Here is a 13,453-nt window from a genome sequence, read left to right on the forward strand (position 1 = left end):
TAAGTATATAAGTATATAAGTATATAAGTATATAAGTATATAAGTATATAAGTATATAAGTATATAAGTATATAAGTATATAAGTATATAAGTATATAAGTATATAAGTATATAAGTATAGCTAAAAATATACGTCACATTACTATTAATAGCAATATTTTATAGTAAAAATAGCATCGTCTTCTCTAACTAGCGTACATCCATCATGATAGACGTTCTGTATTAAAGACAGCATAATAATCTGCCTACTACTAGGTAAATTGCCGCCATTGGATATTAATTTGAGCTACTAAAAGGAATACGTTAGCCGCTCATATTCGTTATAATCCGCTCACCAATCAAAAACCACAAATCGTTAATGAGGAAACCATTATGGTGAAGTGTCACTTATCGACCATCATGGGCGAAAGACGCCTTAAAATTGCCGATGTTGCAAGAGATACTGGCATCAATCGTGGCACTATTACTCGCATGTATCATGAAGAAGCCACCCGCGTTGATCTAGATGTCATCGAGTCTTTATGTACTTATCTTAGAATCAATGTTGGTGATTTATACGAAATCATAAACGAGGACAGCAGTGAGTCACCAGCATAAATAACGTTGTCATGAGCTGTGGTTGTCTTTAAACGAATAAAAAGACCTACAGAAGGTTATTTTCTCTTGCAATAGATTAAAATATAGGTATAATTTGACCTGTAGTAAGTCATTTTATTTATTATATATATATAATGGTCTATAGGAGAATACCAATGAATAACAATCTATCTCGGCTCAATAGCTGCACATGGTTTAGTGAACAGACTAAAACGTTAGCCTCTCAGCTGTTATTAAGCTTACAAATACAGCAAGGCGTACAGCTGGCAACCCTACTTGGTGTTGACCCCATTCTTTATAATGATGAAGCGGTTTATGTCTGGGTGCAACGACAGCTAGATGACGGTCTTATCGTTGACGATCATGCGTTAAGCACCCTTGAAACTGCTTTTATAGAGTTGGTCACAGCTCACACTGACCAAGCAGCGTAATGGCTTTAGCTTATATTTACAGACTTCTTGTTTAACAAGAAACAATAATCCTTAAAGCCAGATAAAGTGTCATTATCTGGCTTTTTGATATAGACAAAGATAATGACAGTCAAACAAGCCTTTTTTCAGTCTTATATGTTTCAGAAGACGCACTTTTGGGCAATATAGCTCACTATTACCATACGTCTTTACTCAGTCGGCTCTGCACGCGGCACCCCAGCTATTTTATAATAAACAAAGCCTCTCTCATCTCTCAAAACACTTTTACTGTCTGCTCTAACGCACCAGCTGATTGCATCAGGCTGCGCTTCATCAACATCACAAGCCAAAATAATCTGCTGACTTTGAGCGTTATCAAATGCCTGCTTCCACCCCGTTTCAAGCTCATCGATGCCGCGCTGTAGCTCTGCTTGCTGGTATCTCATCTCTGCAATCTCATCAAAGCTTGGCACATACCAAAATACCAGGGCCACCAAACTTATCATCACAGCCATCGTACCCGCGGCGACAGCGGCTGCAATCCTTTTAATACTCATAGTCTCAATGGACTTATGAATTTTATCCAAGTCTTTACTAGCTCTACCCTCAACCTGCTCAATCCGCGTTTTAGTGGTGGTCTCAAAGGTCTCAATATCTTCAATAATCTGCTTATGACCAGCTTGGTACTGACTGGTGAATAGGGCTAGATTGTCCGCGCTTTCGCTAAGTTTATCAGCAACCCCTTGCATGGTACTCACTTGTACCTCTATGCTGTCGTTTTTAGCAGTGACGACCGACTTTACAGCCGTATCAATCTGCTGTTTCATATCGGTGATGATGCCCGCTATTTTGTCATCATAACGACGCGGCATCTCATTGTCAGTAAAGGCCGTGACTGCTGCTTGGAGCTGTTCTAACACCAGATTCTGATACTGACTCAATGCTTCTGAGGCACTGCTTGCGCTATCATCCAGCTTTTGAGTAACGGCAGTCATCTCCTCTATCTTGGCATCAATATGGCTAAGAGAGCGATCAAGCCGCCTCGCTACCGCATCATCGGCTCGCTTAATCAGCTCACGCAAGGCCCCAATGACCGGAGTCAATGAAGTCACTAGGTTAACAAGTTGATCGTGTATGTCTTGCTCATTGCTATTGTCTTTATTCATGGGGTACTCATTATTATAATGCCGCCTAAAATGGGCGTGGTGAGGAGTAGCGGCGTGTTTGTGCTTGTTCATGCGCTTGGATGGCGTTCTTCGTTTTTTGCAGGTGATCTGTCACAGTTTGCGTGAGCGTTGCCCCATCTATGGTGATAGCAGGAACGTGCTCAAAGCGCTCATTGATTTTCGTTAACACCTCGACCTTATCTTGATTGTCAGGCAAGCGCTCAAGCTGTTGCCATAGCGTCGTTGCTGCCTTCTGCACCTGCGTTGCAATTTTTTTAGCATCGGTGTCTCGTAAACTTTTTTGTAGTGTCGTAAAGCTGTCAGTGTGTTTTAGAGTAGTGAATATAAATGCTTGTGCGGCAACCGCCTCAGCCGCGTTGATCACTTCGATCGGTGCATCAACGGCCTTAAAATCAAGGGTATTAACGCGGTTACGCACCCGTACCACTAAATTGTCAAATCGATCTCGATATGCTTTGGTCTCATTGATTCGCTGACGCTTAAGAGATGCCTGCTGCCGCCTCTGTTGTAAGGTTTCTCGCCGCCTGATCAAAGCCTCCTCTCGTGCGCGCTCAGCTTCTTCCTTAAGCAGTGCCTGTTCATGATCGTTAATGAGGCGCTGATGCAGAGCCATCGTACGGTTGCGCCAGTCCTCAAGCCGATCTGCATTTAGTTGAGTGGTCTTGGTTTGAGTAATTTCATCGTATAAATCATTATCTTGCACGATTACTGCCTCACTTTGATCAAGCAAATCGATACGCTGCTCATAAAACGGCGATAGGCGCTGATAGGTTTTCTGACTGGTATTAATTTGCTGCTTTAACTGTTTGATGTCGTTATCATTGGCAGTCTTAAACGCTTTAATATCGGCAGCCAAGGCCGTCAAACGAGTGTCAGCATCCGCGTCTATCTCTACCGCTTTTAACGTACTGAGCGCCTCACGTTCTTTTTCAAGGTACTTAAAGCGCTCAACGTCCAGATCTGCAAATGCAGCAAACTTATGATAAGTATCCATGTTATTGGTGATATCTATCTCTTGTAGATCCGCAAACGCTTGATCCCACTGTAAGGATAAGTCGGATTTTTCAATATCAATCTCATCAAGAGCTTTAAAGCCAGTCGCCAGTTTATTCAGCTTTGCGGCAAAGGGTTTTAGCGTGGCCTTCAACCCTTTGTAGTCAGCAATGACTTCATTATTAAGCGGGATCAGCTTTTCTAGCATCGCTTTATTATTCAGCACTATTTTATCAATCTGTGACAGTTGCTTCTCAAGACTTGTAACGGCGCGGCGCGTTTGTAGGGTATCATCTTGTCTAAACTCCTCAACCAACGCTAAAGCCGCCTTTAGTGCCTCACTTTGCTCTTTTGTGCTTATCTGCCCGGCAAGCTCAATCATTTTTTGGCGGGGCTCACTAAAATCCTGTCCCACCTCCTCGGCGAACCGCTGGGTACTCTTAATGTCTTTATCAATGGTAATAATCTGTTTAGACTGGTGCGCTAACTCTTCATGCAGCGCATCAATGGTTGAAAATAAGGCGCTGCGTACCATCTTTTTTTGACTCACAAAGTTGGCTGAGATTGCTAAAAGCTCATCAAGTGCGTGATCATTGGCCGCATCACTATGCGTCTGACTGTTATTTTTAGGAATAGCGGGTTCAAGTTTAGCGGCAGGATCTACAAAGCGGATGTTACTGAGCTCAATTCGCGCAAAGGGTTTACGCTTTTTATAATGTATTGTGACGCCGTTAACCTCTTGTTCATTGCTTTCTAGGTCAATACGTCCCTTGTCGTCGTACTCAATTACTAAACCATTTTTTTCAATGTAAGCATTGATCTCATCAATCGTCTCGTTGTACTCATGAATCACTGAACGATTGCCTTTGAGAATATCCTTATATAATGATTTGCCCAGTTTCATTTTTGGTAAACGACTGATGCCCAGCTCACGGTAGGATTTCTCACTAATGGTTTTATTCTTAGGCAGTAGCTCATTGGCCATATCCGCCCAAAGGGTGCGTTGATATTTAAGCTCATCGCCGCGTCCGTTTAACCCCTTAGATAACCGCTCCTCCGTTGACCACTGCAACCAATTCTTGCGTGCTGATAAAGCATAACCCTCAACATCCGCTACTATCTCACGGCTTGAGAGTAAAATATGGGCATGAAAGTTACGACTGGTCAGCTCAACCACTTCAACCTCCCCCACATGTTTCTCGTGACTGTGGGGCCGATGAATGGCCACATCGACAAGCACGTTATAGCGATCAGATAAGGTTTGAGCGTAGCGCTCGGCCAAAACTATACGCTGATCAGCGGTGATCCCATCAGGAAACATCACATCAATCTCAGTACCCAATTGAGCGTTTTTACGAGTCTCAATGCGTTCGATATCATTCCAAAAACCCTCACGTGTCACTGCTAGATCCCCAGCAAGAGTTGGCGTTATCAACGCCGTATGCACCACATTTTTCTCAATAACTTGCGTGTATTTAGTACCATCACTGTCCACTAAATTTAAGATTTTGTCTTTAGCTTTACTGGTGTAATCGTGGACGACTCCTGACTGTTCATCAACCAGTTTTGAACCAGAATTATAAGCCGACTTTGCCACCACGCTATGATTTTTCGCCTTACTAACGGCGCTAACCGACAGATGAAACCCTTTATTATTCATAGCAAAAAAACCCAATATTGAGAGATGATTTTTTGGGGGTTGTAGGGGGTTCGCCCCCTGCCGAACGACGGAGTTTATGTAAAAAAATAGTACCCCTTGTGGGTCTTTTTTATATAAACTCCTAAGTTCGCTCTTAACAGAGGGTTAAAATACTACTGCGCCCACAAAAAGATGTGGCCTTGTGTATTTTACTACCTTGCATCCCTATGTCTACGCTGCTAGGATCAACTCTATCATAGTTGACTATAAAAGGATGAGGTAATGTCAATAATATCAGACGATTTATTCGCAGATAAGATGAAGCAATTGCAGGCTCTCAAAAAAGAAATCAATCAGGACAGGCTTGAGGCACATCAGGTGTTGGGAGAATGGTTGGCCAACGCATTAGACGATGATGAAAATCATGAGCTACAAGCCATATTTTTAGACGCACATGATAATGAAAGTTACGTTCGTTTAAAAAAACACCGTGAGTTTTTGAAAGCAATTGCCAATAAAATACAAAGTAAAGCTCAGGTAGCACCAAGCAGCTTTACGCCCCCTAAGGACAATCATGACAATGACCACGGTTCATTGCTTGATGTTTATTCATCATCACAGTAGCTACTCGAAATCGCCAAATTACCGTTACAGCTAGATCGTCTGCTAATGAGCGAAAGATAAAGATTAGGAGGCGATTATCAGCCGTTTTAAGCGTCTTAAAATAACTTTAGCTACCATCATATCGAACAGAGCGTAGAACGCATATAAGAGTATTTTTTATGCGTTTTAGCAATGCTTTAAGATGTGTTTACAGAGGTGTCGATAATGACTATTGAAAATGAAGACGAGTTATCTACAAAAAATGAGACTGATACTGAGAGTATGAAAACAGCGTTGGCCAGAATTACAGATGAAGACATTCAAAATATCTTTGACCGTGCTTTTGAAGATTTTCAAAGATCAAAGCTTAATCCGAACTATGAGAATAAAGATTGATACCGAGTAAATTGACCATAGCGTTTTGAGCTACTGATCAGTTTTATAAGTGATTGGTCGCTCATATTATCATCTCAAATCCGTCAGTTCTTGAGCTTTTTTCCTATTATTTAATATAAAAACATATTTTTTACTTTTAAAGATTTTTAAAGACTTTTAGGACGCTCTCAGACCTTACCAATTAAGGGCTTCAAGATCTATAAAGCTACAATCAGCTAGGTTAATGCTACAATCAGCTAGGTTAAAAGCTACAATCAGCTAGGTTAAAAGCTACAATCAGCAGGTATCATGCTACAATTAGATAGATTTGAGCATTAAGGCGTAGATATGACTAACCAAGTTGGTTTATATGAGAAGAAATACCCTGCAAATTGGGTTGTTATGCAAAATCGTATTCTACAAGCGTTTTATGAAATGACACTTGATGAAAAACGGTTGCTGTTGCTTGCTAGTTCAGTAGTGCGTTTGATAGATGCCACTGAAAAAGACACTATAGAGATAACCGCGAAAGCATTTGCAGAGGCTTGCAACATTCAAGTGGATTCTGCTTATACTCAATTAAAAGATGCTAGTGAAGCGATGATGAGGCGATTTTTTAGCTATAGAAATGAACGCGGTAGCCGTGTCAATGTACAGTGGGTCATCAGATCAATATATGAAGATGGCTATGTGTCTCTATGTTTTACAGATGAAGTGCTACTGATGTTGAAGGTTTTTGATGAAAATAATCCATTCACTAAATATAAAAAAGAAGATGTACTTAAACTGAAGGGTGAATATTCAATAGATATATACCATCTGGCCAAAAAACATGAGGCAATGAGCTCGTGGACAATGTCACTTGAAGAAATTAGAGAGGAGCTAGCTCTTTCTAAATCTTACGAACGTATTAACAACCTAAAAAGTCGAGTCATCAACCCAAGCGTTGAAGAAATAACAGAAAAGTCAGATATTAAAATCACCTATGAAAACGTCAAACGTGGTCGTACCGTCACAGGACTAAAATTTAATGTAAAAGCTAAGCCCACCAAGAAAAAAAGTCTGGAGGACTTAAATCAGAATAATGAGAATAGAGATATACCATCCTTAACAGTCAAACAGATCGACCGTTTTGCGCCTCTATTGGCTAACTATGCCCCATTTGGTAGCTATGCGCCTTCAGGAAAAAGTACCCAAGAAGTGATCAGCTGGTTACACATTCAATTAAGAGATGAAGCTTTTTTAAAGACCCATAAAAAGCATTTGCTGGCGGTAGGTTATACGTTCCCTAAGCAAAAATCATAGCAAAGAAAAAAGAGTGATTAATCTGGTACTGTCTATACAAATGGTTTATATTATATGTACACAGATAAGCCATTTGTAATGCCATGACGACAACTAATTATAATATCAGGCTCGATCAAGAGCTAAAAGAAAATGCTTTTGCCGTGTTTGAAAGCTATGGTCTAACGCCGTCTCAAGCGATTAAATTGTTCTTGACCCAAGTGGCGCAAACCAATCAAGTACCGCTATCTTTTGAATACCAGAAAGTATCAGCTGTCAGTCAAGATGAATTGCTAATCTATAAAGAGCATACTGACAGAGAGAACAGATAAGTATTAGATTTGAATGGGATGAACAAAAAAACACCAATCAGCGTAAGCACCGTTTATTATTTGAGGCAGCCGCCCGAGTTTTTCTAGACCTTTTATGCCTGCGTCAGCAAGACAGGTATGAAAATGATGAAAAGCAGTGGCAAGCGCTGGGTACAGTAGACGGTACCGCCGTCCTATTGGTAGCCCATACGCAAACAGAAATAGATAATGGTGAGGTTATACGCATTATCTATCTCAGCTAGACGTGTCAAAAAAATTAAAGGGAGCCAGTGTGAACAAAGTTAGCTATCAAATAGACGAGCTACCACCACTAACGGCCAAGCAACAAGTAGATTTAGAGCATTTAGCAACGCTTAATGATGACGACATTGATCTATCAGACATTCCAGAAGTCACCGACTGGTCAGGTGTTAGCCGTGGCAGTATTAAACCATAAGCGTTCTTTACTGAGGCCAGTATCATTGCCAAATTTAAGGATAAAACCAAGCAAACAGGCGCTAATCATTAATAAATGATAGTAATGCGCTAGAAGAGTACTTAACTGATCGTTAGCCCTAATCTAATGATTGTGACCTCAAGATTACTTGAGGTTTTTTTAAGCCTTATATTGTAGTATGTTGTATATTGTATTATACAACATACTACAAACGCTACATATTTACTCATACAAAATTAAGGACAATAATTATGGCCATTACTACACAGCAAATTCATTCTATTGCTGATCAACTGCACGAACAAGGTATCAAACCTACTTTAGCCGAAGTGCGTAAGGCGCTGGGTGGTGGATCATTCACGACCATCAGTGAAGCCATGAAGTCTTGGCGTCAGGATAACCAACAAGAAGAGCAGCTAAGACAGGTTGAGCTACCAAGTAGCATTGCTGAACGCTTACAAACGCTTGGTGCGGATATGTGGCAGACGGCTATTGATATTGCCAATGATCGTCTGGTAAAAGAGCGTGAGGCTCTAGAAAGCATTAAGACAAAGGCGCAAGCTGAGACAGACGAGGCGCAAGAGGCGGTTAAGACCTTAGAGATTGAGCAAGCTGATTTGTTGGTGCAACTAGACGAGGTGACGGCAACCGCAGAGGCAGCCGCTATCACCGCAGCTCAAGTGACTGCTGAACGGGATGTGCTGACACAGACACTCAGCGATACTCAGCACCAACTAGAACTTGAACGAGCTAAAACAGTGGCAGCTCAGGCCCAACTTGGTGACCTGCGTAGCAGCTTTGATCAACAGTCAAAAGAGCTGAGTGCCAACATATCGAAGGTGGCCACGCTTGAAGCCACTGCTAATAGCGATAAAGCAGAGATCGCGCGTCTGCAAACAGAACTGACAGCAACTAAGGATGAGCTAAAGACAGTCGTTATTGAGCGCAACGAGATAACGAATCTTACAGCAGAAGTGAAAGGAGAGTTAAAGGCCATAATCGCTGAACGTGATAAGTTATCAGGGATTAATGAGCAGCTTACTCAAAAGCAAGCTAAGATTGAAGCAGATCATCAGCTACTGATTAAGCAACACGACACGTTAAATCATGAGAAAACTTTGCTTAGTACAGAGTACACTGCATTGAGTGAGCAATATGATGAGCTTTCAGTTAACTATCAATCAGAACAGGAAAAGTGTAGCTCATTGACTGCAGAGATTGAAAAGATGCGAGAGACAATTAACACTAAAAGTATCAGTTAAACTTAGTAATAGAGGCCTATTAACAATAACTAAGTCAATCCCGTTCTATTCACACTAAGCTTATGAATCAACCATGACAATATCGACTCACTGAATAAATGAAGGTTTATAATAAATATTGAGACCATCCCGAATTCTGTGTAACTACCATTTAGATTAAATGCTTACTGATGCGATCATCAAACATAATCATAAAGGAGCAGGCGTCCAGTTACGGATCGGCATCGACCACTTTTTGGATGCCTGCTGTGTTGATAAGTACACCACTTTAAAAGCAGCTTGATCAGATGGAAACACCTTACGCTTATTCACCGCCGTCCGAATTACGCTGTTTAAAGATTCGATAGCACTGGTGGTATAAATCACTTTTCTGATGTCTTTAGGATAACCGAAGAACACCGTTAAGTCCTCCCAGTTATTGCGCCAAGACTTGACCACGTGCGGGTACTTATCACCCCACATCTCATCAAAGTGCTCAAGATTAGCCTCTGCTATCTCAAGCGTATCAGCGCCGTAGATGGCCTTTAAATCAGCCGCTACGGCCTTTTGTCCGTCCATGGTACAAACTTCATTGAGTAACGCACCATGTGGACGATACACAGCTGAACCCGTGCTTTAGGATAAACCGTGTTGATAGCATCAGGGAAGCCCTTTAAACCATCGGCACAAGCAATGAGGATATCTTGCACCCCGCGGTTTTGTAGTTCAGTGAGCACGCTAAGCCAGAACTTAGCGCCTTCATTCTCTGAGAGCCACATACCAAGCAGCTCTTTCTTACCAATAAGACTGACGCCTAGAGCTAAGTAAATGGCTTTGTTGATGATCTGCTTGTCTTGACATACTTTGACGACAATGCAGTCCAAATAAACGATAGGATAGATGCTGCTCAGTGGTCTGTTCTGCCAAGCTGTGATGTCCTCTAATATATTATCGGTGACTCTTGAGACAAGAGAGCTTGAGATGTCGACATCGTAGAGCTCTTGAATACTCTCTACAATCCCGGGGCGGTTCAGCCTAGACGTTAGGACTTCAAAGGCAGATCAATCAACAGCCGACATTAGCGACAGAGCAGAGTTAAAGATCCCGACTATCTACAATTTGATTATTATAAGGTACCCCCTATTATTGGAGGGGAACACTTGTGACTAGAAGTTGAGAACGTTGAGCAGATCAAGCACCTAGACGCCAGAGCAACACTAAAACTTTGGTGGCAGGTCAATCAGCAGCCAACATTAATGACAGAGCAAAGTCAGGGATTTTGACTCCATACTATTTGTTAATAAGGTAATATCATTTTCATTACCAAAGGATGATTTTGTACAAGCATAACAAAGTAGAAGAAACAGGTAACAAATACCAACACACTAAAAGAGACCGCATGTGCATTGCGCTCCGCCCAAAGCACATGCGGAAGACCTACGGTCTTTATCTGATAGCTTACACGACACTTTTTTGCTCTGTAACTACCGTGGTTATCGAATTTTCTAGTCAAAAAGTGTGTCAAAAAACATGCTGTTTTGAAGGTCGTCATTTTCCGCCTTTTTCTCAGCATCTTTGCACCAGCTGATTACTGTTGATCGTGCAATTTTGAGCTGCCGTGCTACTTCTGCTTTTGATATACCTTGCTCAACTAATTCAAGTGCCTTTTTTCTCTTACGTGCATTATTTTTTTTCTTGGCTGCTCCTGTTGCCTTTCCACCTTTTTTACCAATTCTTGCTTTTTCTTTACTCAACTTCTTACTAATATGTCGTGATTTACCTGTGTAATACTTCCATGTCCATTCGGAAATGCTTTTTGCAATGGTCTTGACTTCGTTTTCAGGCAACATGTTATTAGCAAATAAGTCAGCGTTTACTGCTCTACAGCGTCCTAACACGAAGCTGTAGAGCTGCTGCTCTGTATTGCATCGACTTTTATAAGAGTAAGCATCAAAGCGCACAGTGTGGAACGTATCGTTATTGCGCCCAAGTCCTATATAGTCATCTGGTTTTTGAATGCTGTATTTCGTCGATAAATCAAGGTTTTTTGTTAGCTCATCTAGGCTATACGGCCTGACTAAATTATAAAAGACTTCCTGATCAATCGGGTTGAAAGGATTGCGTGATATGTGGTGAGTGTATGCGCTATCAGCATTAAGCTCTAACGTCATTGCTCTGCGTATTGAGTGCAGCCAAAACACAATTTTCTGATTACTTTTATCGCTAGTACTAACTGGCGTTTTAAGCTCATAAAAATACTGACAATGGCCGTTTTTTTTATTTTTAATTATTATTTGTGGTGGTGGTAAACCTGCAACGTGCCAGTTGTAAAAACAGTTGTGTTCGTAGTCTGCATTATCATCCGGATGCATTTCATCAACATCAAAAACTAGATAACGCACTAATTTAGCAGCATTAAATTGTATCAACCTGCCGTCTGTAAGCGCGTTTTTCTTTTCTAGTGGCTCAGTCAACCCTTTGCCTTTTTCGAGACTTATAGGCATCCACGCAGGCATATTTTCATAGAAGCGTTTTAGAGGTGCTACTTTTAGAACGTCATTGTTGATTAATGACGGATTTTGGACAGTTGCGTACTGTAATGACATCAGTCTAAATACTTGTATTTATAGCAAGTAAGCATTACAATAGCGACTGGTTAGATCGTTTTGTTTCTGCTTAATTGCTCATTCAAAACATTGTTAAGAAGTGTTCCCCAACACAACTTAACCCCTATGCTAGAAAGCCCACGTTCCCGCGTGGGCTTTCGCATTTCTGTAGTCTACACTTTTTATTGGGCATCCGCAAAGCCTTTATTTATAGGCCTCCCAGGATATAACTCTGAGTATAAAGATACGATATTATATCTACATAATCGTGTATACATATGCGATATTATATCTATATTTATTTAGTCTAATCTCTTATGTATCTACTCCTATTTGATAATCATCATCTCCTGTCTTAGATAGAAAATATGGATATCGACACCAATAAGTCGTTCAGTAAATTTATTTATTTGAAAAAAACTAGTTTTATTTTCCGCTCGAATACTCAAATACTCAAATACTCAAATACTCAAATACTCAAATACTCAAATACTCAAATACTCAAATACTCAAATACTCAAATACTCAAATACTCAAATACTCAAAATTATTTTGAGGATCTGTAATAATCCTGTCAAATAAAAGTGGTCTGTTATCAAATTTCCTCTAATATATTCTGTTTAAGTAAGAAAAATATTGATTACGTTTCAGGTTGCAGGGTAATCCCCCCAATAAATAAGAACACTTACAAATAGAGATTAACTGCTAAAATACACCAGCAGGATAACATAGGTGGTTCAATTCTAAAGACACTATTCACCTACTTGTAATTTTGCCAATTCATTCCAAAATCGTTCTCCTGACTCATGTAAACGGGCCTGATAGCGATATGCATAAAAAGAAATAGGTAAGACCAACTCATAATTACCAATAATTGTTAGTTGCTTTGTTTCAAGTTCCTTTTCTATAGCATAGTCAGGTAGCCAAGCAATACCTTTTCCGTTTATTACCTGTTGTTTCAACAAATCTGTCATTGATGAAGAGAACACAATATTAAGATTTACTTTCGACCTAACTTTTTCAATTTGTCTACCCATATAAGAATTGCGACTATACGATAAATAAGGACAGGGCTTTTCTTCTGAAAACTTATATAGTGGTAAACCTTTATTGTCGCAGGCGGATACCGGTAATAATTTTGCTTCACCAATAAGTAATGATAAGTAGGGTGGTAGGTTCAATAATTCATTATGAAATGAAAGCAATATGTCACACTCACCATCCTGCAAAGCTTCGATCGCACGATCTACATCGATAGCCTCAATATTCAAAATTGAAGATCCTATGATATCTGATGCAATGTCATGCAATTTAGAGGCAAAACTATTAGCTAGTGAATGCGCCGCAGCAACCTTGATTACTCTTCCATCAAGATTTGATAGCCCCTTCAAATGGTTTATCGTCTCTGTTATTTGTCCCATTAAGTTTCTAGCTGATGTTCTGAATACACTACCAACAGGAGTAAGGCTGATTGGCACATTACTTCTATCAATGAGTTGCGAGCCTATTGTTTCTTCGAGTGATTGAATTCGACGACTAAATGCCGGCTGCGTCATATTTCGGATTTGTGCTGCTTTTGAAAAGCTTCTAACTTCTGCAAGAATAAGAAAATCTTCTAGCCATTTACTTTCAATATTCATAACTACTTCCTTTGACATTATGCAATTTATGCATATGGTTAAGGATAATAGCATTTATCAAAAGACAAGTAATCATATAGATTAGTCCCTATCGTTTATATTCTGGTTTC

At 40.3% G+C, this 13,453-nt stretch carries 12 protein-coding genes and 2 pseudogenes; 9 read left to right on the forward strand and 5 right to left on the reverse strand.

The window, feature by feature from the left end:
* Nucleotides 1-372: 372 nt before the first annotated feature.
* Together CIK80_RS14740 and CIK80_RS14745 are read left to right on the forward strand one after the other, a co-directional pair.
* Entirely contained in the window at nucleotides 373-597 is a 225-nt protein-coding gene (locus tag CIK80_RS14740; RefSeq protein ID WP_095570654.1) for a helix-turn-helix transcriptional regulator, read from the forward strand.
* Nucleotides 598-752: 155 nt separating this feature from the next.
* Nucleotides 753-1,028: a hypothetical protein gene (locus CIK80_RS14745; RefSeq protein WP_095570655.1), complete on the forward strand. Its 276-nt coding sequence runs from the start codon at nucleotides 753-755 to the stop codon at nucleotides 1,026-1,028.
* A 188-nt stretch (nucleotides 1,029-1,216) separates the two neighbouring features.
* On the opposite strand, the gene CIK80_RS14750 is transcribed toward CIK80_RS14745, so the two are convergent.
* Together CIK80_RS14750 and CIK80_RS14755 are read right to left on the reverse strand one after the other, a co-directional pair.
* Nucleotides 1,217-2,173 (reverse strand): hypothetical protein, encoded by a 957-nt coding sequence (locus tag CIK80_RS14750; RefSeq protein WP_095570656.1) that lies wholly within the window; start codon nucleotides 2,171-2,173, stop codon nucleotides 1,217-1,219.
* Between the two features lie 25 nt (nucleotides 2,174-2,198).
* Nucleotides 2,199-4,847, reverse strand: a complete 2,649-nt coding sequence (locus tag CIK80_RS14755) for a MobA/MobL family protein (RefSeq protein WP_095570657.1) — start codon at nucleotides 4,845-4,847, stop codon at nucleotides 2,199-2,201.
* A gap of 261 nt (nucleotides 4,848-5,108) precedes the next feature.
* Between CIK80_RS14755 and CIK80_RS14760 the strand changes: the two genes are divergently transcribed.
* The 7 genes and pseudogenes from CIK80_RS14760 to CIK80_RS14780 all read left to right on the forward strand — a co-directional run bounded on the left by CIK80_RS14760 (nucleotide 5,109) and on the right by CIK80_RS14780 (nucleotide 9,118).
* Nucleotides 5,109-5,450, forward strand: a complete 342-nt coding sequence (locus CIK80_RS14760; protein ID WP_095570658.1) for a hypothetical protein — start codon at nucleotides 5,109-5,111, stop codon at nucleotides 5,448-5,450.
* Between the two features lie 204 nt (nucleotides 5,451-5,654).
* The gene (locus tag CIK80_RS15385) at nucleotides 5,655-5,825 is read left to right on the forward strand and encodes a hypothetical protein (protein WP_179288409.1); all 171 of its coding nucleotides are present in this window, start codon (nucleotides 5,655-5,657) and stop codon (nucleotides 5,823-5,825) included.
* 327 nt (nucleotides 5,826-6,152) lie between these two features.
* Nucleotides 6,153-7,109 (forward strand): replication initiation protein, encoded by a 957-nt coding sequence (locus CIK80_RS14765; protein WP_095570659.1) that lies wholly within the window; start codon nucleotides 6,153-6,155, stop codon nucleotides 7,107-7,109.
* Nucleotides 7,110-7,192: 83 nt separating this feature from the next.
* Nucleotides 7,193-7,420: a type II toxin-antitoxin system RelB/DinJ family antitoxin gene (locus tag CIK80_RS14770; protein WP_058368521.1), complete on the forward strand. Its 228-nt coding sequence runs from the start codon at nucleotides 7,193-7,195 to the stop codon at nucleotides 7,418-7,420.
* Nucleotides 7,417-7,705 (forward strand): annotated as a pseudogene (locus CIK80_RS14775) (BrnT family toxin). The gene CIK80_RS14770 and the pseudogene CIK80_RS14775 overlap by 4 nt, the downstream one beginning before the upstream one ends.
* Entirely contained in the window at nucleotides 7,692-7,856 is a 165-nt protein-coding gene (locus tag CIK80_RS15390; protein WP_156410068.1) for a hypothetical protein, read from the forward strand. Before CIK80_RS14775 ends, CIK80_RS15390 begins: the two are co-directional and overlap by 14 nt.
* 251 nt (nucleotides 7,857-8,107) lie before the next feature.
* Nucleotides 8,108-9,118 (forward strand): DNA-binding protein, encoded by a 1,011-nt coding sequence (locus CIK80_RS14780; RefSeq protein WP_095570660.1) that lies wholly within the window; start codon nucleotides 8,108-8,110, stop codon nucleotides 9,116-9,118.
* 151 nt (nucleotides 9,119-9,269) lie between these two features.
* Here CIK80_RS14780 and CIK80_RS14785 read toward each other — a convergent pair.
* From CIK80_RS14785 to CIK80_RS14795, 3 genes and pseudogenes are all read right to left on the reverse strand, one after another.
* A pseudogene (locus tag CIK80_RS14785) lies at nucleotides 9,270-10,107 on the reverse strand (IS256 family transposase); the annotation flags it as partial.
* A 495-nt stretch (nucleotides 10,108-10,602) separates the two neighbouring features.
* Entirely contained in the window at nucleotides 10,603-11,703 is a 1,101-nt protein-coding gene (locus tag CIK80_RS14790; RefSeq protein ID WP_095570661.1) for a replication initiation protein, read from the reverse strand.
* A 752-nt stretch (nucleotides 11,704-12,455) separates the two neighbouring features.
* Complete coding sequence (locus CIK80_RS14795; RefSeq protein WP_095570662.1) at nucleotides 12,456-13,343, reverse strand: LysR family transcriptional regulator; 888 nt, start codon at nucleotides 13,341-13,343, stop codon at nucleotides 12,456-12,458.
* Between the last annotated feature and the right edge of the window lie 110 nt (nucleotides 13,344-13,453).

The sequence above is a fragment of the Psychrobacter sp. JB193 genome, from assembly GCF_002285555.1.
GTDB classification, from domain to species: Bacteria; Pseudomonadota; Gammaproteobacteria; order Pseudomonadales; family Moraxellaceae; genus Psychrobacter; species Psychrobacter alimentarius.

Bases quoted from the DNA above. Each gene is read 5' to 3' on its own strand.
- CIK80_RS14750 (WP_095570656.1), bottom strand. From the start codon at position 2,173: ATGAATAAAGACAATAGCAATGAGCAAGACATACACGATCAACTTGTT.
- CIK80_RS14770 (WP_058368521.1), top strand. From the start codon at position 7,193: ATGACGACAACTAATTATAATATCAGGCTCGATCAAGAGCTAAAAGAA.
- CIK80_RS14755 (WP_095570657.1), bottom strand. From the start codon at position 4,847: ATGAATAATAAAGGGTTTCATCTGTCGGTTAGCGCCGTTAGTAAGGCG.
- CIK80_RS14745 (WP_095570655.1), top strand. From the start codon at position 753: ATGAATAACAATCTATCTCGGCTCAATAGCTGCACATGGTTTAGTGAA.
- CIK80_RS14790 (WP_095570661.1), bottom strand. From the start codon at position 11,703: ATGTCATTACAGTACGCAACTGTCCAAAATCCGTCATTAATCAACAAT.
- CIK80_RS14765 (WP_095570659.1), top strand. From the start codon at position 6,153: ATGACTAACCAAGTTGGTTTATATGAGAAGAAATACCCTGCAAATTGG.
- CIK80_RS14740 (WP_095570654.1), top strand. From the start codon at position 373: ATGGTGAAGTGTCACTTATCGACCATCATGGGCGAAAGACGCCTTAAA.
- CIK80_RS14760 (WP_095570658.1), top strand. From the start codon at position 5,109: ATGTCAATAATATCAGACGATTTATTCGCAGATAAGATGAAGCAATTG.
- CIK80_RS14795 (WP_095570662.1), bottom strand. From the start codon at position 13,343: ATGAATATTGAAAGTAAATGGCTAGAAGATTTTCTTATTCTTGCAGAA.
- CIK80_RS15385 (WP_179288409.1), top strand. From the start codon at position 5,655: ATGACTATTGAAAATGAAGACGAGTTATCTACAAAAAATGAGACTGAT.
- CIK80_RS14780 (WP_095570660.1), top strand. From the start codon at position 8,108: ATGGCCATTACTACACAGCAAATTCATTCTATTGCTGATCAACTGCAC.